This is a genomic window from Pseudomonas sp. GW460-LB5, from assembly GCF_059423245.1.
Genome location: NZ_JBWKXT010000052.1, coordinates 18,710 through 39,345, shown reverse-complemented (window position 1 = coordinate 39,345; position 20,636 = coordinate 18,710). Strand labels below are relative to the sequence as shown.

Sequence of the window (20,636 nt, the reverse complement as noted above, 5' to 3'; positions counted from 1 at the left end):
CAGATGAGCAGTAAAGCTATCAGCACGTTCGACCACAATTTTGATGACATGCCCACATCCGACCGGGGCATACGTCGTCTTGGCCTTACCATTGTGTTTGTCACCTTCGGCATTTTTGGTACATGGGCTGCGTTTGCACCCTTGAGCAACGCAGTGCACGGGTCGGGTGTGGTCACCGTGCAAAACTACCGCAAAACCGTGCAGCACCTTGAAGGCGGCATCGTCAAAGAGCTGCATGCCCGTGATGGTGACTTGGTAAAAAAAGGCGACCCGCTGATCGTGCTGGATGAAAGCCAGCTGAGCGCCGAGTACGAGTCCACACGCAACCAACTGATCGTGGCCCGTTATAAAGAAGCAAGGCTGCGCGCCGAGCGCGACGGCCTGGATGCGATTCCGGCAGTTGAGATGGAGGGCACCGATTCGCCCCGTGCCGGTGAGGCGCTGAACGGTGAGCTGCAGGTTTTCACTGCCCGTCACAATTCGTTGCAGGGTGAGATCTCGGTAAACCGCGAACGCATCGAGCAGATGAAGCAGCAGATTGTTGGCCTTAACGAAATGATCCGCACCAAGCGAGGCCTGGAGAAGTCATACAGCGGCGAAATCAAGCAATTGCGAGAGCTGTTGGCCGAAGGCTTCGTCGATAACCAGCGCTTGTTGGAGCAAGAGCGCCGCCTTGACATGCTCAAGACCGAAGTGGCCGACCATGAGTCGACCATCAGCAAGACCAAGCTGCAAATCGGCGAGACCGAACTTCAGATCGTGCAACTGAAGAAAAAGTTTGACTCTGATGTGGCCAACGAACTGTCCGACGTGCAGGCCAAGGTGTTCGACCTTCAGGAGAAAGAAGCGGCATTGCGCGACCGGTTGTCGCGCGTGGTAATCCGTGCCCCTGAAAGCGGCATGGTGCTGGACATGAAGGTGCACACCATTGGCGGTGTGGTCAGCGCGGCCACGCCCTTGCTGGACATCGTTCCGGAAGCGTCGGAACTGGTTGTCGAAGCCAAGGTAGACCCCAAGGACATCGATCGGCTCAAGCTGGGTAAAACGGCAGATATCCGCTTCAGTGCGTTCAGTGCTGCCACCACGCCGGTTATCGAAGGCAACCTGGTGCGCATTTCGGCCGACCGCCTTACTGATGAGCACTCCGGCGACCCTTATTACCTGGTGCGAGTGAAAGTGTCGGAAGACGGCATGAAGAAGCTCGGCAACCGCAAGCTGCAACCGGGCATGCCAGCTGAGGTGTTGATCAACGCAGGCGAGCGCACGATGCTGGAATACCTGCTGAAACCGGCGAGCAACATGTTCGCTCAATCGCTGATTGAGGACTGATCGTGCTGCGTCTGCTACCTGGTGTACTCATTTGCATGACGGCCTTACAGGCAATGGCCGTCGAGTCGAAAAACCTGGCCACCGAGCCGACCATGGGTGTGTCGGCATCAACCTATGCCCTGGACCTTGCTGGCCTGTACCGCGAAGCGCGCCTTGAAGACCCGCGTGTGCTGGCGGCCTACGCCAACGCTCGCACCGCCACCGAGCAGCAGCGCGAGGCCCTTGGCCAGTTGCTGCCGCAGGTGTCGGCCAATGCCAATTCCAGCCGCGTACTGCGCAAGAACGAGGCCACCCGCGACATCTACAACAACGAAACCTATTCCCTTAGCCTCACGCAGTACCTGTACAACAAACCGGCTTGGGAGCGTTATCAGAAGTCCAAGAGTGTCAAGGCGCAGAAAGGGCAGCAGGCCGAGGACACCCTGGCTGAGGCGACGGTGGACCTGGCCAAGCGCTATTTCGTCGCCTTGGCTGCCGATGACGAGTTGGCGCTGGTTCAGGCGGAGCGCCGTGCCACGCAAAAAAACCTGGACCGTGTCAGCATGATGTTCGACCGGCAGATGGCAAAAATTACCGACAAGCTCGACATGCAGGCGCGGGTTGATACATTGGCCGCCCAGGAGGTGGATGCGCGCAACCAGGTGCAGGTTAGTCGCGAGGCGCTGGCCGAAATTGTCGGGCGGCCTATCCATGAGCCGCTCAGCCGGGTGCGCAACGATGTAACCCTGCAGGCGCCGACGCGGCCGCTGCAAAGCTGGATTACCCAGGCAGTTGAAACAAACCCGATGCTCAAGGCTTCCCAAAGCAACGCCGAAGCGGCGAATGCTGCGGTGCGTGAAGGCAAGGGGGAGCATTACCCACAACTCGCCCTGAGCGTGAGTGCCCAACAGAGCGACCAGGGTTATGACAACACCCAGGCGCCGCGTAGCGATAGCTATGTCGCCAGCCTGGGGTTGAAGATCCCGATCTATAGCGGTGGCTCCACCTCGGCTCGCGTGCGGGGTTTGTATGACCAGCAGCTGGCGGCGGAGGTGCAAGCGGAGGGTATTCGCAGGCAGGTGGTGAAGGAAACCACCACGGCCTACCTGACAGCGCAATCCAGCGTCGAGAAAATACGCGCCAACCGCAATGCGTTGTCTTCGGCACAAAAGTCGAGCGTGGCGGCGCAGAAGGCATTTACCTTTGGTGTCGTGAATGCGGTCGATGTGTTAACTGCCGTGCAGAACGAGTTCAAGGCACGCCGCGATCTGCTCAAGTCTCAGTATGACTTCATCACCAACCTGTTCCTGCTCAGTCGATGGGCGGGCGAGTTGAACCAGGAGAGTGTCGACAACGTAAATGTGTGGCTTAGTCCGGTGCCTGAGACCACCCTGCCGGGTGGCGATGTGGCAAGCCTGGATGCGCGCACCTGAGTAGATGGGCAATGCACGGGCATGCAGAGGCTGTTCACTATGATATGTGGAGGCTGCCTTGCCAGGCAGCCCCAAGTCGGGCGCCGGATGCGCTTGGCTTTCTTCCTACAGAATCGGTGTCGAGCGATGTAGGCCTGAGATGTATACTGCCGCGTTTAATCCTCATTGGCGATAACGCCAACGAGGCGTTGCAAGCAGCAGGTTCCCGAGACAGCTTTCATGGATAGACGCACGATTCTTGTCACTGGTGCCAGTGGCTTCGTAGGGCGCGCGCTTTGCCATACGTTGAGCACGCACGGTGCCTTTGCCACCAGAGGGGCGGTGCGAGTGGCCGGCACACCGCTTCCACCTGGCGTCCAGGCTGCTACTGTCAGCGATCTGAATGCCTCTACCGACTGGGCTGCGGCGCTGGCAGGTGTTGATGTGCTGGTGCATGCCGCTGCGCGTGTGCACGTGATGAACGAAACTGCTGCCGATAGTTTGGCGGCATTTCGCCTGGTTAATGTGGAAGGTACCCTGAACCTTGCCAGGCAAGCGGCTGCTGCGGGGGTGCGGCGCTTTATCTACATCAGCTCCGTCAAGGTCAATGGCGAAACCAGTCAGCCTGGTCGTCCATTGCACGCAGACGATGTACCAGCGCCCGTGGATGCCTATGGTATTTCCAAGCAGGAAGCCGAGAAGGGTTTGTTCGAACTGGCAGCCAGCTGCGGCCTCGAAGTCGTGGTGATTCGCCCTGTGCTGGTCTACGGGCCGGGTGTAAAAGCCAATTTCCACAGCATGATGTGTTGGGTGCAGCGGGGCGTCCCGTTACCCTTTGGGGCAGTCGATAACCGGCGCAGCCTGGTATCGCTAGACAATCTGGTCGATTTGATCGTTACCTGTATCGAGCATCCCGCCGCGGCCAATCAAGTATTTATCGCCAGCGATGGTGACGATGTTTCGTTGCCTCGCTTGTTGCGTGGATTGGGCCATGCTTTGGGTCGGCCGGTGCGGCTTGTGCCTGTGCCTGTGGTGGCTTTGAAGTTTGCAGCGGGCATGGTCGGGCGAGGTGACCTGGCTTTGCGGCTGCTGGGATCGTTGCAAGTGGACATTCGAAAAAATCGCGACCTGCTTGCGTGGACGCCGCCTTTGACGCTCGACCAAGGCCTGCAGATAACCGCCCGCTCATTTCTGGAACACCGATATTGATGATTTGGCTCCTTCTTGTTGTGGCGGGATTGGCTTCGCTACTGATGACTGCCGCATTGCGCCGTTATGCCTTGGCACGCAGTATTCTGGATATCCCCAATGCGCGAAGCTCTCATTCCTTGCCCACGCCTCGTGGGGGCGGCCTATCGTTCGTATTTGCCTTCCTTCTAGGCCTGGTGGCGCTTCGCTGGTCTGGCGCACTCGCCAATGAGACTGTGTTTGCAATAGTGGGTGCGGGTGGTGTGGTAGCGCTGGTCGGCTTCATGGACGACCATGGCCACATCGCCGCGCGCTGGCGCTTGCTGGGGCATTTCATTGCGGCCGGCTGGGGGCTTTTCTGGATCGGCGGCTTGCCACCGATGATGATTTTTGGCGTGCCGTTATATGCAGCCTGGCTCAGCATCATCATCGGGCTGCTGTACCTGGTGTGGTTGCTCAATCTGTACAATTTCATGGACGGCATCGATGGTATCGCCAGCATCGAGGCTATCTGCGTATGCCTTGGGGGCAGCCTGCTGTACTGGCTGACCGGCCATGCCCAGGAGGCCTTGTTGCCAATGTTGCTGGCGGCCACGGTGGCCGGCTTCCTGGTTTGGAACTTGCCTCCTGCACGCATCTTCATGGGCGATGCCGGCAGTGGTTTTCTGGGTATTGTCCTGGGCCTGCTCGCATTAATGGCAGGCTGGATAAACCCGCTATTATTCTGGGGGTGGTTAATACTTTTGGGGGTGTTCGTGGTGGACGCCACGTTCACCCTTGCACGGCGCCTGCTGCGCGGCGACAAGGTTTACCAGGCGCACCGCAGCCATGCCTACCAGTATGCCTCGCGTCGCTACGCCGGCCACCGCCCGGTCAGCCTGGCAGTGGCGGCCATCAACCTTGGCTGGCTGTTGCCTGTGGCCATGGCGGTGGTGTTGTTGAAACTCGATGGTGCGCTGGGAACGACGGTGGCGTATGCGCCTCTTATAGTGTTGGCGCTGATCTATCAGGCAGGGAAACAGGAATAGGATGGTCGAACAAGGAAGGCGTCGTATCGCGCTGCTGAACCTTCGGTTCTGCTCAGAAGCGCTCTGGTCAGTCAATCGAAGCCCCGATGCGCAGAGGATAACTGGATGAGCGACGCAAAAAATAAAAAAATGCGTGAGTACCTTGTCAGCTTGTCCCGGCGGGAGAAACGCCTGGTACAAGTGTGCACCGACATTGTGCTCATCTGGTTTGCGTTGTGGCTGTCCTTTATCGTGCGCCTGGGCGTCGATGAAATGTACAACCCTATCGTCGAGCATGGCTGGCTGTTCCTCGCCGCACCGGTAGTTGCCATACCGTTGTTTATCCGCTTTGGCATGTACCGGGCGGTCATGCGCTATTTCGGCAATGATGCGCTGGTGACCATCATCAAGGCCGTAACATTGTCGTCACTGATTCTGGCGGTGGTGGTGTACTGGTACAGCAACCATCAAGTTGTCGTGCCGCGGTCGATCATTTTCAACTACTGGTGGTTGAGCATGGTCATCATCGGGGGCCTGCGCCTGATCATGCGCCAGTACTTCCTGGGGGACTGGTTTACCGGGTCTCATCAGATACCATTCGCCAACCGCGACGACGACCTTATCAAGGTCGCCATTTATGGTGCAGGTACCGCTGGCAACCAGCTGTTGGCAGCCCTGCGTATGGGCCGGGTCATGCGCCCTGTGGCCTTCATTGACGATGACAGCGATCTTGCCAGCCGTGTGATTTCAGGCTTGCAGGTGTACAAACCCAAGCACCTCGACCAGTTGATCAAAGAAACCGGCGCCCAGGAAATTCTCTTGGCGCTACCATCCGCTTCGCGAGCACGGCGCAGGGACATCCTCGCCTTGCTCGAACCCTACCCATTGCACGTACGGAGCGTGCCAGCTTTCGCCGACCTGGCCAGTGGCCGGGTAAAAGTGGATGACATTCAGGACGTAGACATCGCCGATCTGCTGGGGCGTGACCCGGTTCCCGCCCAGGAAGGGCTGCTTGAGCGCTGCATCTACAAGCAAACCGTGTTGGTCACCGGGGCGGGGGGCTCCATAGGTGCCGAGCTGTGCCGCCAGATCATCGGGCTGGGGCCTACCACGCTACTGTTGTTCGATCACAGTGAATTCAACCTTTACAGCATTTTGAGTGAGTTGGAACAGCGCATCTTGCGTGAGTCGCTATCGGTCAGGCTGTTGCCGATTCTGGGCTCGGTTCGCAATCAGCAGCACCTGGTTGATGTAATGGCCACCTGGCGCGTCGATACGGTCTACCATGCGGCAGCCTACAAGCATGTGCCGATGGTCGAGCACAACATCGCCGAAGGTATTCTCAACAATGTTTATGGCACGTTGTGTACTGCCCAGGCAGCACTGCAGACCGGTGTCGCCAACTTCGTGCTCATTTCCACTGACAAAGCCGTGCGGCCGACTAATGTCATGGGCAGCACCAAGCGGTTGTCCGAGCTCATCCTGCAGGCGCTGAGCCGCGAGGCGGCACCGGTGATGTATGGAGACAGCAGCAAGATTGCCCGGGTGAACAAGACCCGGTTCACCATGGTGCGCTTTGGCAACGTTCTGGGCTCTTCCGGGTCGGTGATTCCGCTGTTTCACAAGCAGATCAAGGCGGGTGGGCCGTTGACGGTAACTCACCCGAAAATTACCCGTTACTTCATGACCATCCCCGAAGCTGCCCAACTGGTGGTGCAGGCAGGTGCCATGGGGCAGGGCGGCGATGTGTTCGTGCTGGATATGGGTGAGCCAGTACGCATTGTCGAGCTGGCCGAAAAAATGATCCACCTCTCGGGGCTGAGTGTGCGCAGCCAGGGCAACCCGCAGGGCGATATCGCCATCGACTTCACGGGGCTACGCCCCGGTGAAAAGCTCTACGAAGAGTTGCTTATCGGCGATGACGTATCGCCCACAGCCCACCCGATGATCATGGCCGCCAACGAAGATTTCCTGGCGTGGGATTTTCTGCGTGAGCGGCTGACCCAGTTGCTGGCTGCGGTTGCCGACGATGACTTCACCCGTGTGCGGCAGTTGTTGCGAGAACTGGTCAGTGGTTACTCGCCTCAGGGAGAAATTGTGGATTGGGTGTATCTGCAGCGGCGCCAAGGGCTGTTGGACCGATAGGGCGGCAGCTAATGCGGCCCGCTTGCCGGCGATGGCCGCATAACCGCCTTGATTGATTAACCGCTGCCCCTGGGGCAAGTTCGTCGTTACAGCTTAAACCCGCTTTGGCCCTACCAACGGCTCTGCAGTACGCCGTTGTTGAAGATGTCACGCCGCTCCAGGCGCCCCACCTCCTGATGCTTGGCCAATGCATAAATGCGGTCGAAACCCGCGCGGCCAATGTCCGGGAAATACGTGGCCAGCGCCTGCTCTACCGCGCTGTCATAGTCCGCTTCGGTGATGTACCGATAAATCTCCCGGAAGTAGATAAAACCAAACTGGAAGCCCAGGATTTCATCCGGGTAATCCGTTTGGCCGAAGAAGCAGTTTTCCAGGTCGATGGCGCGAGCTTTACCCTGTTGGGGCAGCATGACATTGGCAACCCACAGGTCCATATGCGTAATGCCTCGGCGGTGCAATGCATGCAGCAGCTCGAAGGTAGCCTCTATCACGGCGCTCACTGCTGCGGGCGCCTCACGGGCTTTGCTCAACCCGTCGACGTGATCGTGCAGCAACTCGGTAATCAGGAAAAAGTCCTGCATCAGCCCAAGCTTCGAGCTGGTGTATCCATAACCGATCAGCCCCGGTACCCGGGCGCCTCGCTTGGCGGCTTCACGCGTGTTAATCAGCTCTTCAATGGGCCAGTCGTACATCCCGTTGCGCTTTGGGTTACCACGTTGCATGCGCCATTTTTTTTTCAGTGAGTCGAGCTTTTCGCGTTTGGCAAAAAGCTTGCTGGCGCTACACGGGAGCGGCGCACTCACGCGTTTGGCGGTTGGCGTCTGTTCCACCAACTGCTCGATAGCTTGCCGGGTATGGCTGGGGAGGACGGTTTGAAAATGCAGGGTGGCATCACGATAACGCACAACATGGGGGTACTCGTTTTGCCAAACCCGGGGATCGCCTACCACGTCACATCCTTATGGAATCAAAATGCCATCAGCCTAATGGATCCAATGATACATTTCTCTGCCTTATTCCGTACACTTTTTTACAATTCGCTACGATGGGCGGGAGATAGTTGCGACGTAGTCTGCTTCATGGTTGGAGGTAAACGAACGGCAAGCAGTCCAGCGGCTCGATCAGGTGGATGTTGCCCACGTCCGCGAGCAACCGCTATACCGGCTCACGTACGTTAGGGTTAAGGTGCATCGGGTACACCATGTTTACCTCAGGGAACGCCGCGCGGTATGCACCAGGGCCTGGCAAATGCGGTCAAAGCCATCACCAAAGTTCTCTTGCTGGTGGCCTGTAATCAATACCATCTGCAAGACCCTCATTATGTTCTGTACCCGCACTTCACTTCGCCCCTCCCGCCATCTCGCACGATGATCTACTGCGCGAAGGCAACGACCAGGCTTGGGTCCTTTAAGCAAACCGGTTTTCCGTGTTGAACAAATCTAGCAGCAGGCCGGCAGGGTGCCAGCCATGCCGAGGAGATTTGCGGGCCGGCGACAGGTTGCTGAGAGGCGGGCCATGAGCGGCGGGTGCTGTAGGAGAATGGCCTGGTGCAGGTCGGCAGCCCGTATCTGACCAACGAGAATCTGGCTGTAAATTTAGCGAAACGCCTATAAAAAATGGGGCGCGGCTGGTGTGGGCGTGCTGACGGCTTTTTTGGGTAGATGACGTTGAGCCCATTGCAGACAGTTTCTGTAACCATTCGCCACTGTTGGGGGCTGTTTTGCCGCGGGGGCAGGCACTAGGGTTTGTTGCGCAGCCGAAGGAAAACGGCTGCTGGAAAATGACCAACCCAAGGAGTGTTCTTCAATGCGCAACAACGTTCTGTCGTACCTGCTGCTGCCGCTGTTCGCCAGCCTGTCTTTCTCCCTTAGCGCGGCGCCTGCCAGCGCCACGGCGGTGCCCGAGCCGGTACCGGTGGTGGCCCAAATGCCGACCCAGCAGGCGCCACGGCTTGACCTGAACAAGGCTGATGCGCTGACGTTGCAGAAGGAGTTGAACGGGATAGGGAAAGCCAAGGCCGAGGCCATCGTCGCCTACCGTGAGGCTAATGGGCCGTTCGCTTCGGTGGATGAATTGCTGGAGATCAAGGGGATCGGAAACGCGTTGCTGGAGCGTAACCGGGACAAAGTGATGGTGGAGTAAGGGGAGAGGGGCTGGGGCTTGTCGCCCTGGCCCTCAATCAAGCGCCTGGTGCGTCAGCGGTCTTGGTTGTCCTTTGCGTCCGCTTCGGCATTGCGCTCATGCACCTTGCGCAGTTGCTCGTCAGTGAGTGGCAGTTTTTTTGCCGTATCGCGCAGCATCATCAGCCCGCCGACGATGGAGCCGAGGGCTATGATGAGGATCAGCCAGGCATACCAGGGCATTGTCATACTCCTTAAGCGGGGGGGTGTGCAGTGCTTGTACGAAATTTGAGCATTAACCCGTTCCGTTGGTTCAATTATAGAAGCCAGCCGCCGCTGGGCCAATTCCGTGATCCATGGGCCCCAAAGCCTGCGTCACTTCGTTTACAATGCGCGCCGTTTTCGACTTGCCAAGAGACCCTGCCCATGTCCGCCTGCCAGACGCCCCTGATCGTCGCCCTGGATTACCCTACCCGTGAGGCCGCCCTGAAGCTGGCTGACCAGCTTGACCCCGCGCTGTGCCGGGTGAAGGTTGGCAAGGAGCTGTTCACCAGCAGCGCTTCGGGCATTGTCGAAACCCTGTGCGACAAGGGCTTCGAAGTGTTCCTGGACCTCAAGTTCCACGACATCCCCAACACCACGGCAATGGCTGTAAAAGCTGCTGCCGAGATGGGTGTGTGGATGGTGAACGTGCATTGCTCCGGTGGCCTGCGCATGATGGCCGCCTGCCGTGAAGTGCTGGACAAGCGCAGCGGCCAGCAGCCATTGCTGATTGGCGTGACCGTGCTGACCAGCATGGAGCGCGAAGACCTGGCCGGTATTGGCCTGGATGTCGACCCGCAAGAGCAGGTATTGCGCCTGGCGGCGCTGGCGCAAAAGGCGGGCATGGACGGTTTGGTGTGTTCGGCGCTGGAGGCCCCGGCGTTGAAGGCGGCGCACCCGTCGCTGCAGCTGGTAACCCCGGGCATTCGCCCTGCGGGCAGCGCGCAGGATGACCAGCGCCGTATCCTTACCCCGCGCCAGGCGCTGGATGCGGGTTCGGATTACCTGGTGATCGGCCGACCGATCAGCCAGGCCACAGACCCGGCCCAGGCGCTGGCTGCGGTGGTGGCGCAGATTCGTGGGTAAATAGCCCCCGGTAATGAAAAAGGCCAGCACGCGTGTGCTGGCTTTTTTTTCGGGCTGGATGAGGTGTGATGGCTGGAAGGTCCGGCAGGGCATTTTCTTTGCCTGTGAGATCGAGCGCCGCCCGCGCGGCGCTCGATCTCACAGGCGCTAAACCCCTCAAGGCATGCGCTTTCAGCCCCAAACGCAACTCACAACGTCACACCTTCAGCACCAACTTGCCAAAATTCTCCCCACTGAACAGCTTCAGCAACGTCTCAGGGAACGTCTCCAGCCCCTCCACCACATCCTCCTTGCTCTTCACCTGCCCACTGGCCAGCCAGCCGGCCATCTCCAGCGCGGCCTTGCCGTAGTCCTTGGCATGGTCCATCACCACAAAGCCTTCCATGCGTGCACGGTTCACCAGCAGCGACAGGTAGTTGGCCGGGCCTTTTACCGCTTCCTTGTTGTTGTACTGGCTGATCGCACCGCAAATCACGATGCGGGCCTTGAAGTTGATGCGCGTCAGCACGGCATCGAGGATGTCGCCGCCCACGTTGTCAAAGTAAACGTCCACACCTTTGGGGCATTCGCGCTTCAAGCCGGCCAGCACGTCTTCGGCCTTGTAGTCGATCACCCCGTCAAAGCCCAGTTCATCTTTCAGGTACTGGCACTTCTCGGCCCCGCCGGCAATGCCGACCACGCGGCAGCCTTTGACCTTGGCAATTTGCCCGACAATGCTGCCCACCGCACCGGCAGCGCCGGAGATGACCACGGTTTCGCCGGCCTTGGGTTGGCCAACTTCCAGCAGGGCGAAGTAGGCGGTCATGCCGGTCATGCCCAGTGCCGACAGGTAGCGGGGCAGGGGCGCCAGGTTGGGGTCGATCTTGTGCAGGCCCTGGGGCTCGCCGGTGAAGTAGTCTTGCACGCCAAGGGCGCCACTGACGTGATCGCCCGGCTTGAACGCCGGGTGGTTGGACGCAACCACTTCGCCCACGCCCAGCGCACGCATGACCTGACCCAGGGCCACGGGGGGGATGTAGGACTTGCCTTCGTTCATCCAGCCGCGCATGGCGGGGTCCAGCGACAGGTACAGGTTGCGCACGAGCACCTGGCCTTCGCCAGGTTGTTCGGCGGGTACGCTTTCGAAGGTGAAGTCGTCACGGCGCACTGCGCCGACCGGGCGTTTGGCAAGCAGGAAGCGGCGGTTGGTCTGGGTCATGGCGGGGTCCTTGTGGGCAATGGAAGATGATAGGTGTTCAATCTACCTTGTTGATGTAGGCAGGTCCCTAACATCACTGACAAGCATGGTAGCTCAACCGTTGGTGTGATGATGCTGCCCGGCCTGGCGGTGTCTGACTATGCTCTGAAACCCACCATCCCCTGAGGAGCACGCAATGAGCATGACCTTTTCCGGCCAGGTAGCGCTGGTCACCGGCGGCGCTGCCGGCATAGGCCGGGCGACGGCCCTGGCGTTCGCCCATGAGGGCCTGAAGGTGGTGGTGGCCGACCTCGACCCGCTGGGTGGCGAGGCGACGGTGGCGCAGATTCACGCCGCAGGTGGCGAGGCCTTGTTCATCGCCTGTGACGTTACCCGCGACGCCGAGGTGCGCCAGTTGCACGAGCGCCTGATCGCTGCATTCGGCCGGCTGGACTATGCCTACAACAACGCCGGCATCGAGATTGAGCAACACCGCCTGGCCGAAGGCAGTGAGGCGGAGTTCGATGCCATCATGGGCGTTAACCTGAAGGGCGTGTGGCTGTGCATGAAGTACCAGCTGCCCTTGCTGCTGGCCCAAGGCGGTGGGGCGATCGTCAATACCGCGTCGGTGGCGGGGCTGGGTGCGGCGCCAAAGATGAGTATTTACAGCGCCTCCAAGCACGCAGTGATAGGCCTGACCAAGTCGGCGGCCATCGAATACGCCAAGAAGGGCATCCGTGTGAATGCCGTGTGCCCGGCGGTAATCGATACCGACATGTTCCGCCGCGCCTACGAGGCAGACCCACGCAAAGCCGAGTTCGCCGCCGCCATGCACCCGGTAGGTCGCATTGGCAAGGTCGAGGAAATTGCCAGCGCCGTGCTGTACCTGTGCAGCGACGGCGCAGCGTTTACCACCGGGCATTGCCTGACGGTGGATGGTGGGGCTACGGCGATCTGAGCCAGGTGCGCACCCATGTCGCCTCTGGGCAGTATTCGCGGGTCCAGGCCTTTAACCGGTATGCAGGGCGACCTCTGCCAAGCTGAAAACGACACGCTCATGGCTATTTGACACTATTCTGACGCCAGGCCCTTGTTCATCGGCGGGCAACGTTGCCACCCTTGGCCTTCGGGATCACCTCGCACGCAGAAGGGGAATCGGCGATGGGCGCGAGCAAGCACGGTGTGCTGGCCAACCTGGGCATGGCCCGCAAACTCGGCCTGGGCTTTGCCTTGGTGCTGGTGCTGACCCTGGCGGTGGCGGCCATCGGCATCGCCGCGCTGGCCAGCGTTGGCCAGCGCTTCGACAGTTTGCGCCAACTGGCACAGTTCAATACCGACCTGCTGCGCTTGCGTCAGCATGAGCAGGCATTTGCCCTGCGCTCCGATATTCAGCAGGCCGAGGCCTTGCGCAGTGGCCTGCAGGGCTTGGCCGAGCGCGCCCGTGGCCTGCCGGCGTTGGTGGCCGCAGAAACTGACCTGGCGGCCTACGGCCAGGCGTTCGAGGCTTTCGTAGCCGCGGTGCAGGCCAAGGAGCTGGCGCTGGACATGGCCAGCTGGTCGGTGTCCAGCGTTGCCAATAACCTTGATGTGCTGCAGGCCGGCCTGGCCGATGACGGCGTCTATACCCTCAAGCAGTCCCAGGGCCAGCAGGGGGGCGAGTTTCTTGAGCAGGCTGCGCAGGTGGCACAGGTATCGCGGCTGATGTTGCAGGCCATGGACGAAGCGCGCGTACGCCTGGAAAAAAGCCGCAAGGGCGAAGAGGGCGTGAGCCAGGCGCGCATTGCCCAGACAGTGGAGGCTGCCAGCCTGGTTGGTCAGTTGCAGGGCACGGTCAGTGATGCCGGCTACCAGAGCGTGCTGGGCGAAGTGGCGGGGCACATTGGCAGCTTCTCGGAAAAACTCAATGAATATACCGACCAGCTGGCCCGTGAGCAGGGGCTCAAAGCCCAGTTGCAGGCCAGTGCCGAGCAGGTCACCGGGAGGGTCGACCAGGCCTACCTGACCCAGCAGCAGGCCCTGCAGGCCGAGCTGCAACGCAATGCTGTGGCCATTGCCTTGGCCACTGCCTTGGCGCTGCTGGTGGGTGTACTGGCTGCCTGGCTGATCACTCGCGCGGTCGTCGGCCCGCTCAAGCATGTCATCGGCCGCGCCCAGCGCATTGCGGCTGGCGAGCTTGGCTTTGACGCCCAGCCACCGCGGCGCGACGAGGTGGGGCAGTTGATGCAGGCCATGCAGCAGATGGCGGCGGGCCTGTCGGGCATTGTCAGTGGGTTGCAGCAAGGTATCGAACAACTGGCTGGCAGCGCCCAGGCGTTGTCGGCCGTGACCGAGCAGACCAACCGTGAGGTGGGCAGCCAGAAGGAGGAAACCGAGCAGGTGGCCACCGCCATGCAGCAGATGACGGCCACTGTGCACGATGTGGCGCGCAATGCCGAGCAAGCGGCGCAGGCCGCCCAGGCGGCGGACGACAAGGTCGGCTCGGGGCAGCAGGTGGTGCGTCAGAGCATGCAGCGCATCGAGCAGTTGGCGTCGGCAGCGGAAACGGCCAGCGCCGGCATCGACAGCCTCAGTGCCGAAATCCACACCATCGGCGACGTGCTCGAAGTGATCAAAAGCGTGGCCGAGCAGACCAACCTGCTGGCGCTGAATGCCGCCATCGAGGCCGCCCGCGCTGGCGAGCAGGGGCGTGGTTTTGCCGTGGTGGCCGATGAGGTGCGTGCGTTGGCGCGGCGTACGCGGCAGTCTACCGAGCAGATCGAGGCACTGGTTGCCAGCCTGCGCGGCAATGCCCAGCAGTCGGTGGCGCAGATCCGTGGCAGCACCGAGCTGGTGCGGTTGGCGGTGGCCGATGCGCTGCACACCGAGAGCGCGTTGGGCAGCATTGCTGCTGCGGTTTCGTTGATCCAGCAGATGAACCAGCAGATTGCTGCGGCGGCCGAGCAGCAGAGCTCGGTGGCGGAAGAGATCAGCCGCAGTGTCACGCAGATTCGCGGCAGTGCGGATCAGGCGGCGCTGGCAATGCAGGACAATGCCCGGTCGAGTGTGGAACTGGCGCAGTTAGGCATTGATTTGAAGGGGATGGTGGGGCATTTCAGGTTGTGATTCAGCAGGCTTTGTGAATACGGTCTTTGTGGGAGCGGCCTTGTGTCGCGAAAGGGCCGCTCCCACATTTAGTTGCAGTCAGGCCTTGCGCGGGTTGAGGATCATCAAGGCCAGCACCCCCGCCACAATCCCCCAGAACGCCGAGCCAATCGAGAACAACGTAAGTCCTGAAGCCGTGACCATGAAGGTAATCACTGCCGCCTCCCGCTCGCGCGCCTCGCTCATGGCCACGGTCAGCCCGTTCATGATCGAGCCGAACAGCGCCAGGGCGGCAATCGACAGCACCAGCTCTTTCGGCAACGCTGCAAACAGCGCCGCCAAGGTCGCCCCGAACACCCCGGCGATGCCGTAGAAAATCCCGCACCATACCGCTGCGGTGTAGCGTTTGCCTGGGTCTTCATGGGCGTGTGGCCCGGTGCAGATCGCCGCGCTGATCGCCGCCAGGTTGACCCCGTGCGAACCGAATGGCGCCAGCAACAGTGAGGCAAAGCCGGTGGCTGAAATCAGCGGCGAGGCCGGTACCTGATAGCCGTCGGCACGCAGCACGGCGACGCCGGGCATGTTCTGCGAGGTCATGGCCACCACGAACAGCGGAATGCCAATGCTGATGGTCGCCGCCAGCGAGAAGCTTGGTGTGGTCCACACCGGCTTGGCCACCTCCAGGTGGAAGCCGCTGAAGTCCAGCAGGCCCAGGGCGCCGGACAATGCCGTGCCCACCAGCAACGCCGCCAGCACGCAGTAACGCGGCGACAGGCGCTTGACCAGCAGGTAGCTGAAGAACATGCCCAGCACCAGCAATGTGCGATGCTGCGCCGCAACAAAAATTTCGCTACCGATCTTGAACAGGATACCCGCCAGCAACGCCGAGGCCAGCGAAGCCGGAATCCGTTTGACCAGGCGCTCGAAGCTGCCGGTGAGGCCGCAGAGGAGTACCAGCACGGCACAGGTGATGTAGGCACCAATGGCCTCGCCATAGCTCACACCGCCCAGGCTGGTGATCAGCAAGGCGGCACCGGGGGTAGACCAGGCAATGGTGATCGGGGTGCGGTAGCGCAGCGACAGGCCGATGCTGCAGACCGCCATGCCGATCGACAGCGCCCAGATCCAAGAGGAGATCTGCGCGGTGGTCAGCCCGGCTGCCTGGCCGGCCTGGAACATCAATACCAGCGAACTGGTATAGCCGGTGAGCATGGCGATGAAGCCGGCGACCACCGCCGACGGGGAAGTGTCTGCCAGGGGCCGCAGGCGTGCGGAAGTGGCATCGGTCATGAACAAAGTCCTTGTAAAGGTGTAAGCAGTTTTTTCAGACTACAGCGAGCAAGATTGATCCTTGCCATACAGCGGCCATTGCTTTTAGCCGTACAGTCACCAACTATTGGGCGCAATTGCAAAACTGCTTGGAAGGGGAGGGGCGATGTACAAGGTCTATGGCGACTACCAGTCGGGCAACTGCTACAAGGTCAAGCTGATGTTGAGCCTGCTGGGCCGGCCGTATGAATGGCACCCGGTGGACATCCTCAAGGGCGAGACCGAAACGCCTGAGTTTCTGGCGATGAACCCCAACGGCAAGGTGCCCGTGCTGGAGCTGGAAGACGGCAGCTACCTGTGGGAATCCAATGCCATTCTCAACTTCCTGGCCGATGGCAGCGAGTTCCTGCCCAGCGAACCGCGCCTGCGCACGCAGGTGTTGCAGTGGCAGTTCTTCGAGCAGTACAGCCATGAGCCGTACATTGCCGTGGCGCGCTTCATCCAGTTCTACCTGGGGCTGCCGGATGAACGGGTGGATGAGTACCGCAAGCTGCACAAGGGCGGCTACAAGGCACTGAGGGTGATGGAGCGACAGCTGCAGATGACGCCTTACCTGGTGGGTGAGCAGTACTCCATTGCCGATGTGGCGCTGTACGCCTACACCCATGTGGCGCAGCAGGGCGGGTTCGACCTGGCCGATTACCCGGCGGTACAGGCCTGGCTGGAGCGGGTCAGCAGCCACCCGCGGCATGTGCCGATGGTGGGTTGATTGTCAGCCTGTGCTGGCCCTATCGCCGGCAAGCCAGCTCCCACAGGGACCCCACAATATTCAGCCCTGTGATTAACCTGTGGGAGCTGGCTTGCCGGCGATAGGGCCGATACGGGATGACTAGACGCTATCAGGCCGAGGCAAAACGCTCATCCAGGTAGGCAACGATGGCCTTGGACTCATACATCCAGGTCACCTTGCCGGCTTCTTCAATGCGCAGGCACGGCACCTTCACCCGGCCGCCACCTTCCTGCAGGGCCTGGCGGTGCACCGGGTCATTCTTTGCATCGCGCAGCGCCACCGGCACATTCAGCCGGTGCAGGGTGCGGCGGGTCTTTACGCAGAACGGGCAGGCATGGAACTGGTACAGCGCCAGGCCCTTGGCCGCTTGCTCGACGCGGGCCTGGGCAGCGGCGTCGCGCTTGCGCTTGGCTGGGCGGCTGATCCAGTCACCGAACACGATGAGCTGGCCGAGGCCAACCCGCAGGGCTTTGACGATCATGGGCAACTCCTGAAATGCAAAAGCCGACCCGGCTGGGTCGGCTTGGGGTCAGCAGCCAATCACTTGATCAGGCTGAGGAACTCGCTGCGGGTGGCGGCGTTGTCGCGGAACTCACCCAGCATCACCGAGGTGATCATGGTCGAGTTCTGCTTTTCGACACCGCGCATCATCATGCACATGTGCTTGGCCTCGACCACCACGGCCACACCGGCGGCACCGGTGACCTGCTGCACGGCTTCGGCGATCTGGCGGCTGAGGTTTTCCTGGATCTGCAGGCGGCGGGCATACATGTCGACGATGCGCGCTACTTTCGACAGGCCCAGTACCTTGCCCTTGGGCAGGTAGGCCACGTGTGCCTTGCCGATGAACGGCAGCATGTGGTGTTCGCACATCGAATACAGCTCGATGTCCCGGACCAGCACCATTTCGCTGTTGTCAGAGCTGAACAGCGCGTTGTTGGTGACTTCTTCCAGTGTTTGCTCATAACCGCGGCAAAGGTACTTCATCGCCTTTGCAGCCCGCTTGGGCGTGTCGAGCAGGCCCTCACGGGAGACGTCCTCGCCAATCTGGCTGAGGATCTCGGTGTAGTTCTGTTCCAGGGACATGGATCTACCTGTGGGAAAAAATCGCAAAAACGAAGGTTACGGCGGTGAGGGCGGCGCTGCAAGCGCGGCGTTACTCGTCGCGGCCTTCGAGCATGGTTCGCTTGAGCATGACATACACCGCGCCGGTGCCGCCGTGGCGGGCGCTGCACGAGGCAAAACCGAGCACTTGCGGGTGCTGGCGCAGCCAGGTGTTGACGTGGCTTTTGATCATCGGGCGCTTGCCGTCCAGACGTGCCGCCTTGCCGTGGGTAACCCTTACGCAGCGCACTTCCAGTCCGGTGGCTTCGGCGATGAAGTCCCACAGGGTTTCGCGGGCCTTTTCCACGGTCATGCCGTGCAGGTCGAGGCTGCCCTCGAACGGGATCTGGCCCAGCTTCAGCTTGCGCAACTGGCCTTCCTGAACGCCGTCGCGGCGCCACATAAGCTCGTCTTCGGCGCCAACGTCGATGACGAACAGGTCGGACATACCGTCGATTACCAAGGCCTTGTCACTGCGCACGGTCGCTGCCTGGCGCAGACCGGCCAGCTTCTGGCGGTCGGCCTTGGGCTTGCCGACTTCGGCGCGGTCGTGGCGGATTGGCTTCACGCCACGCACTTCGGCCTTGAACAGGGAAAAATCGTCGTCTTGCATGATGCCTCCACGTGGGCGGCGTAGTTTACGCGACTGTGGGGCCGTGTGCAGCCTGTGCGGGCCCTATCGCCGGCAAGCCAGCGCCCACAGGTACTGCACAACACTCAGGCCTGTGGTAATCCTGTGAGAGCTGGCTTGCCGGCGATAGGGCCAGTGCAGGATTCAGTCGTGCTTTTTCATCAGGTGCGGCGACAGGTTCAATTCCCGCCCGCGACGCAAGCGAATACGGCTGCGCCGCCAGAAGCGCACCCCCAGCCACAGCAGCAACAAGCCAGCCACGGTAAGGATGCTGGACAGCGGCTTGTTGGTGTTGAGTTCTTGCAGGGCAGGGTAGTTGCCCAGCAAACCGGCGACGCCGGCCATGGCCAGCAGCACGCCCAGGGTCGCCAGCAGCGCCGACAGGCCGGCCGCCAGGCGGGCGCCCCAATTGCGCGGCTGGCGCGGGCGCAGGCGCTTGGCGTCGAAACTGCCTTTAAGCTTCATTCCGCTCTCCTCTGTGGATATCCGGAATTCGACCTGCCGCCGCCCATCGGGTTCCGCCCGGCTGCCGGGCGGTAGTGCCCAGCCGCTCAGATCAGGCTGGCGGTGGGGGCCACGCAAGCGAAGTTGTCAGCCATCACGGCCATTTCGCACTGGTGAATCTGCGCGGCCGGGATGACGCCATCCTTGAAGGCCAGGTCACGGGTTGCCGAGGCGTCTTCCACCAGGGTGCACCGGTAACCATAGTCCTTGGCGCGGCGCACGGTGGTGCTGACGCTGGAATGGCTCATGAAACCACAGACGATCAGGTCCAGGTGGCCCAGCGCCTGCAGCGTTTCGTGCAGTTGGGTGTTCTTGAATGCGTTGGGCATGCGTTTTTCGATGACGATTTCGCCTTCGAGCGGCTCCAGCCCCGGAATGAACTGGCCGGCAGGCCCCTGTGGGTCGAAGCGGCCACCGACAGTGCCCAGGTGGCGAACATGGATGATCGGACGGCCGCTTTTACGGGCGGCGTCGAGCAACCTGGCGATGTTGGCCACGGCCTCGTCCATGCCCGACAGCTGCAGGGGTCCACTGAGGTACTCCTTTTGTGCATCGATGATGATCAGGCTGGCGTGGCTCAGCTTGGCCGGCGGGTAGTCGCGGCCAGTGAGGCGGAACATCGTGGTTGGAACGGACATCAAGGGCTCCTTGGAAGGGCTTTTGTATACCTATTGTCCCCTGCCTTGACGCCAATGGGAATGGTTGACAACGCAAGCGGCGTGGTTACTGGCCTCTGGCTAGCCACTGGTCACGGCAAACGAACAAATGTGCGGGTGGGGCTGTTAGACTTTTGGCCGGTCTGAAATAGGAGTACCCCGTGATCACATCCCGTCTGCGCACGCTGCGCGACTACATCCGCTGGGCGGTCAGCCGCTTCCACGAGCACGACCTGTTCTTCGGCCACGGTGCCGACAACGCTTGGGACGAGGCCCGCATGCTGGTGCTGGGTGCTGTGCACCTGCCATGGGAGGTGGCCGACAGCTACCTGGACTGCATGCTCGAGGACGACGAGCGGGTACGCCTGCAGCATTTGCTCAAACGCCGGATCGAAGAGCGGGTGCCGGCTGCCTACCTGTTGGGCGAAGCGTGGTTCTGCGGCATGGCGTTCATCGTTGACGAGCGCGTGCTGGTGCCGCGCTCGCCCATTGGCGAGCTGATCGAAAAACGCTTCGAACCGTGGCTGGCGAGCGAGCCGGCACGCATTCTTGACCTGTGCACGGGGTCGGGCTGTATTGGTATCGTCGCCGCCGACGTGTTCCCCGAGGCAGAGGTGGTGCTGGCCGACCTGTCGTTCGAGGCCCTTGAAGTGGCCAACCAGAATATCGAGCGCCATGGCCTGGATGGCCGCGTGTATACCGTGCAGGGCGATGGTTTTGGCGGCTTGCCGGGGCAGCGTTTCGACCTGATCCTGTCCAACCCGCCGTACGTCGATGCCGAAGACTTCGACGACATGCCGGCCGAGTATCACCACGAGCCCGAACTGGGCCTGGCCTGCGGCAACGACGGCCTGGACCTGGTACGGCGCATGCTGGCCGAAGCGGCAGACCACCTGACCGACAAGGGCCTGCTGATTGTTGAAGTGGGCAACAGCCAGGTGCATGTCGAGGCGTTGTACCCAGAAGTGGACTTTGCCTGGCTGGAGTTCGAGCGTGGCGGGCATGGGGTGTTCATGCTCACCGCCGAGCAGTGCCGCCAGCATCAGGAGTTGTTCAAAGCCCGCGTTTAGGCTATTTGGGGCTGCTTTGCAGCCCATCGCGACACAAGGCCGCTCC

Annotated in this window: 20 protein-coding genes and 2 pseudogenes; 12 read left to right on the top strand and 10 right to left on the bottom strand. The window is 61.1% G+C overall.

Going from position 1 to position 20,636, the window contains the following annotated elements; genetic code table 11:
• The first annotated feature begins 3 nt into the window (after window positions 1-3).
• The 5 genes from AC07XM_RS24615 (at window position 4) to AC07XM_RS24595 (ending at window position 7,060) form a co-directional block, all read left to right on the top strand.
• Window positions 4-1,329, top strand: a complete 1,326-nt coding sequence (locus AC07XM_RS24615; RefSeq protein WP_102689853.1) for an HlyD family type I secretion periplasmic adaptor subunit — start codon at window positions 4-6, stop codon at window positions 1,327-1,329.
• Complete coding sequence (locus tag AC07XM_RS24610; protein WP_060518630.1) at window positions 1,326-2,741, top strand: TolC family outer membrane protein; 1,416 nt, start codon at window positions 1,326-1,328, stop codon at window positions 2,739-2,741. The genes AC07XM_RS24615 and AC07XM_RS24610 overlap by 4 nt, the downstream gene beginning before the upstream one ends.
• Before the next feature lie 219 nt (window positions 2,742-2,960).
• Window positions 2,961-3,929: a UDP-glucose 4-epimerase family protein gene (locus tag AC07XM_RS24605; protein WP_102689854.1), complete on the top strand. Its 969-nt coding sequence runs from the start codon at window positions 2,961-2,963 to the stop codon at window positions 3,927-3,929.
• On the top strand, window positions 3,929-4,936 hold the full coding sequence (locus tag AC07XM_RS24600; protein WP_102689855.1) for an MraY family glycosyltransferase: 1,008 nt from the start codon (window positions 3,929-3,931) through the stop codon (window positions 4,934-4,936). Before AC07XM_RS24605 ends, AC07XM_RS24600 begins: the two co-directional genes overlap by 1 nt.
• A gap of 105 nt (window positions 4,937-5,041) precedes the next feature.
• Window positions 5,042-7,060 (top strand): polysaccharide biosynthesis protein, encoded by a 2,019-nt coding sequence (locus AC07XM_RS24595; RefSeq protein WP_060518624.1) that lies wholly within the window; start codon window positions 5,042-5,044, stop codon window positions 7,058-7,060.
• Window positions 7,061-7,170: 110 nt separating this feature from the next.
• Here AC07XM_RS24595 and AC07XM_RS24590 read toward each other — a convergent pair whose 3' ends face one another.
• Window positions 7,171-7,965 (bottom strand): lipopolysaccharide kinase InaA family protein, encoded by a 795-nt coding sequence (locus AC07XM_RS24590; protein ID WP_256596967.1) that lies wholly within the window; start codon window positions 7,963-7,965, stop codon window positions 7,171-7,173.
• Between the two features lie 181 nt (window positions 7,966-8,146).
• Window positions 8,147-8,367, bottom strand: a pseudogene (locus AC07XM_RS24585) (UDP-N-acetylglucosamine 2-epimerase); the annotation flags it as partial.
• Window positions 8,368-8,866: 499 nt separating this feature from the next.
• Between AC07XM_RS24585 and AC07XM_RS24580 the strand changes: the two are divergent.
• The gene (locus AC07XM_RS24580; RefSeq protein ID WP_016485401.1) at window positions 8,867-9,202 is read left to right on the top strand and encodes a ComEA family DNA-binding protein; all 336 of its coding nucleotides are present in this window, start codon (window positions 8,867-8,869) and stop codon (window positions 9,200-9,202) included.
• A gap of 53 nt (window positions 9,203-9,255) precedes the next feature.
• Here the strand turns inward: AC07XM_RS24580 and AC07XM_RS24575 are convergent, their stop codons facing one another.
• Window positions 9,256-9,423 carry a DUF2897 family protein gene (locus AC07XM_RS24575; protein ID WP_016485402.1) on the bottom strand — a complete coding sequence of 56 codons (168 nt, stop codon included), beginning with the start codon at window positions 9,421-9,423 and terminating at the stop codon, window positions 9,256-9,258.
• A gap of 183 nt (window positions 9,424-9,606) precedes the next feature.
• Between AC07XM_RS24575 and pyrF the strand changes: the two genes are divergently transcribed.
• The gene (pyrF, locus tag AC07XM_RS24570; RefSeq protein WP_016485403.1) at window positions 9,607-10,308 is read left to right on the top strand and encodes an orotidine-5'-phosphate decarboxylase; all 702 of its coding nucleotides are present in this window, start codon (window positions 9,607-9,609) and stop codon (window positions 10,306-10,308) included.
• A gap of 196 nt (window positions 10,309-10,504) precedes the next feature.
• Here the strand turns inward: pyrF and AC07XM_RS24565 are convergent, their stop codons facing one another.
• A complete protein-coding gene (locus AC07XM_RS24565) occupies window positions 10,505-11,506 on the bottom strand; it encodes an NADP-dependent oxidoreductase (RefSeq protein ID WP_023047774.1) in 1,002 nt (333 codons plus the stop codon).
• A gap of 175 nt (window positions 11,507-11,681) precedes the next feature.
• Between AC07XM_RS24565 and AC07XM_RS24560 the strand changes: the two genes are divergently transcribed.
• From AC07XM_RS24560 to AC07XM_RS24550, 3 genes and pseudogenes are all read left to right on the top strand, one after another.
• Entirely contained in the window at window positions 11,682-12,443 is a 762-nt protein-coding gene (locus AC07XM_RS24560; RefSeq protein WP_102689856.1) for an SDR family oxidoreductase, read from the top strand.
• A 203-nt stretch (window positions 12,444-12,646) separates the two neighbouring features.
• A pseudogene (locus AC07XM_RS24555) lies at window positions 12,647-13,678 on the top strand (methyl-accepting chemotaxis protein); the annotation flags it as partial.
• Between the two features lie 27 nt (window positions 13,679-13,705).
• Window positions 13,706-14,587, top strand: coding sequence for a methyl-accepting chemotaxis protein (locus AC07XM_RS24550; RefSeq protein ID WP_371262313.1), 882 nt, complete (start codon window positions 13,706-13,708; stop codon window positions 14,585-14,587).
• Window positions 14,588-14,665: 78 nt separating this feature from the next.
• Here AC07XM_RS24550 and AC07XM_RS24545 read toward each other — a convergent pair whose 3' ends face one another.
• A complete protein-coding gene (locus AC07XM_RS24545; RefSeq protein ID WP_016485407.1) occupies window positions 14,666-15,856 on the bottom strand; it encodes a benzoate/H(+) symporter BenE family transporter in 1,191 nt (396 codons plus the stop codon).
• 145 nt (window positions 15,857-16,001) lie between these two features.
• Here AC07XM_RS24545 and AC07XM_RS24540 point away from each other — a divergent pair, with 145 nt between their 5' ends.
• Window positions 16,002-16,604 (top strand): glutathione S-transferase family protein, encoded by a 603-nt coding sequence (locus tag AC07XM_RS24540; protein WP_016485408.1) that lies wholly within the window; start codon window positions 16,002-16,004, stop codon window positions 16,602-16,604.
• A gap of 130 nt (window positions 16,605-16,734) precedes the next feature.
• On the opposite strand, the gene AC07XM_RS24535 is transcribed toward AC07XM_RS24540, so the two are convergent.
• From AC07XM_RS24535 to AC07XM_RS24515, 5 genes are all read right to left on the bottom strand, one after another.
• The gene (locus tag AC07XM_RS24535) at window positions 16,735-17,106 is read right to left on the bottom strand and encodes a glutaredoxin (RefSeq protein WP_016485409.1); all 372 of its coding nucleotides are present in this window, start codon (window positions 17,104-17,106) and stop codon (window positions 16,735-16,737) included.
• 59 nt (window positions 17,107-17,165) lie between these two features.
• A complete protein-coding gene (gene folE, locus AC07XM_RS24530) occupies window positions 17,166-17,711 on the bottom strand; it encodes a GTP cyclohydrolase I FolE (RefSeq protein WP_003252789.1) in 546 nt (181 codons plus the stop codon).
• Window positions 17,712-17,781: 70 nt separating this feature from the next.
• A complete protein-coding gene (locus AC07XM_RS24525; RefSeq protein WP_102689857.1) occupies window positions 17,782-18,342 on the bottom strand; it encodes a Smr/MutS family protein in 561 nt (186 codons plus the stop codon).
• 162 nt (window positions 18,343-18,504) lie between these two features.
• Window positions 18,505-18,825, bottom strand: a complete 321-nt coding sequence (locus tag AC07XM_RS24520) for a hypothetical protein (protein ID WP_016485411.1) — start codon at window positions 18,823-18,825, stop codon at window positions 18,505-18,507.
• An 86-nt stretch (window positions 18,826-18,911) separates the two neighbouring features.
• Window positions 18,912-19,502, bottom strand: a complete 591-nt coding sequence (locus tag AC07XM_RS24515; RefSeq protein ID WP_012271080.1) for a cysteine hydrolase family protein — start codon at window positions 19,500-19,502, stop codon at window positions 18,912-18,914.
• Window positions 19,503-19,681: 179 nt separating this feature from the next.
• On the opposite strand from AC07XM_RS24515, the gene prmB reads away from it, so the two are divergent.
• Window positions 19,682-20,590: a 50S ribosomal protein L3 N(5)-glutamine methyltransferase gene (gene prmB, locus AC07XM_RS24510; protein ID WP_016485412.1), complete on the top strand. Its 909-nt coding sequence runs from the start codon at window positions 19,682-19,684 to the stop codon at window positions 20,588-20,590.
• Window positions 20,591-20,636 lie beyond the last annotated feature (46 nt).

Excerpts from the sequence above, each read along its gene's own strand:
- AC07XM_RS24615 (WP_102689853.1), top strand. The coding sequence starts at position 4 with ATGAGCAGTAAAGCTATCAGCACGTTCGACCACAATTTTGATGACATG.
- AC07XM_RS24605 (WP_102689854.1), top strand. The coding sequence starts at position 2,961 with ATGGATAGACGCACGATTCTTGTCACTGGTGCCAGTGGCTTCGTAGGG.
- AC07XM_RS24600 (WP_102689855.1), top strand. The coding sequence starts at position 3,929 with ATGATTTGGCTCCTTCTTGTTGTGGCGGGATTGGCTTCGCTACTGATG.
- AC07XM_RS24595 (WP_060518624.1), top strand. The coding sequence starts at position 5,042 with ATGAGCGACGCAAAAAATAAAAAAATGCGTGAGTACCTTGTCAGCTTG.
- AC07XM_RS24580 (WP_016485401.1), top strand. The coding sequence starts at position 8,867 with ATGCGCAACAACGTTCTGTCGTACCTGCTGCTGCCGCTGTTCGCCAGC.
- AC07XM_RS24575 (WP_016485402.1), bottom strand. The coding sequence starts at position 9,423 with ATGCCCTGGTATGCCTGGCTGATCCTCATCATAGCCCTCGGCTCCATC.
- pyrF (WP_016485403.1), top strand. The coding sequence starts at position 9,607 with ATGTCCGCCTGCCAGACGCCCCTGATCGTCGCCCTGGATTACCCTACC.
- AC07XM_RS24565 (WP_023047774.1), bottom strand. The coding sequence starts at position 11,506 with ATGACCCAGACCAACCGCCGCTTCCTGCTTGCCAAACGCCCGGTCGGC.
- AC07XM_RS24560 (WP_102689856.1), top strand. The coding sequence starts at position 11,682 with ATGAGCATGACCTTTTCCGGCCAGGTAGCGCTGGTCACCGGCGGCGCT.
- AC07XM_RS24550 (WP_371262313.1), top strand. The coding sequence starts at position 13,706 with ATGCAGGCCATGCAGCAGATGGCGGCGGGCCTGTCGGGCATTGTCAGT.
- AC07XM_RS24545 (WP_016485407.1), bottom strand. The coding sequence starts at position 15,856 with ATGACCGATGCCACTTCCGCACGCCTGCGGCCCCTGGCAGACACTTCC.
- AC07XM_RS24540 (WP_016485408.1), top strand. The coding sequence starts at position 16,002 with ATGTACAAGGTCTATGGCGACTACCAGTCGGGCAACTGCTACAAGGTC.
- AC07XM_RS24535 (WP_016485409.1), bottom strand. The coding sequence starts at position 17,106 with ATGATCGTCAAAGCCCTGCGGGTTGGCCTCGGCCAGCTCATCGTGTTC.
- folE (WP_003252789.1), bottom strand. The coding sequence starts at position 17,711 with ATGTCCCTGGAACAGAACTACACCGAGATCCTCAGCCAGATTGGCGAG.
- AC07XM_RS24525 (WP_102689857.1), bottom strand. The coding sequence starts at position 18,342 with ATGCAAGACGACGATTTTTCCCTGTTCAAGGCCGAAGTGCGTGGCGTG.
- AC07XM_RS24520 (WP_016485411.1), bottom strand. The coding sequence starts at position 18,825 with ATGAAGCTTAAAGGCAGTTTCGACGCCAAGCGCCTGCGCCCGCGCCAG.
- AC07XM_RS24515 (WP_012271080.1), bottom strand. The coding sequence starts at position 19,502 with ATGTCCGTTCCAACCACGATGTTCCGCCTCACTGGCCGCGACTACCCG.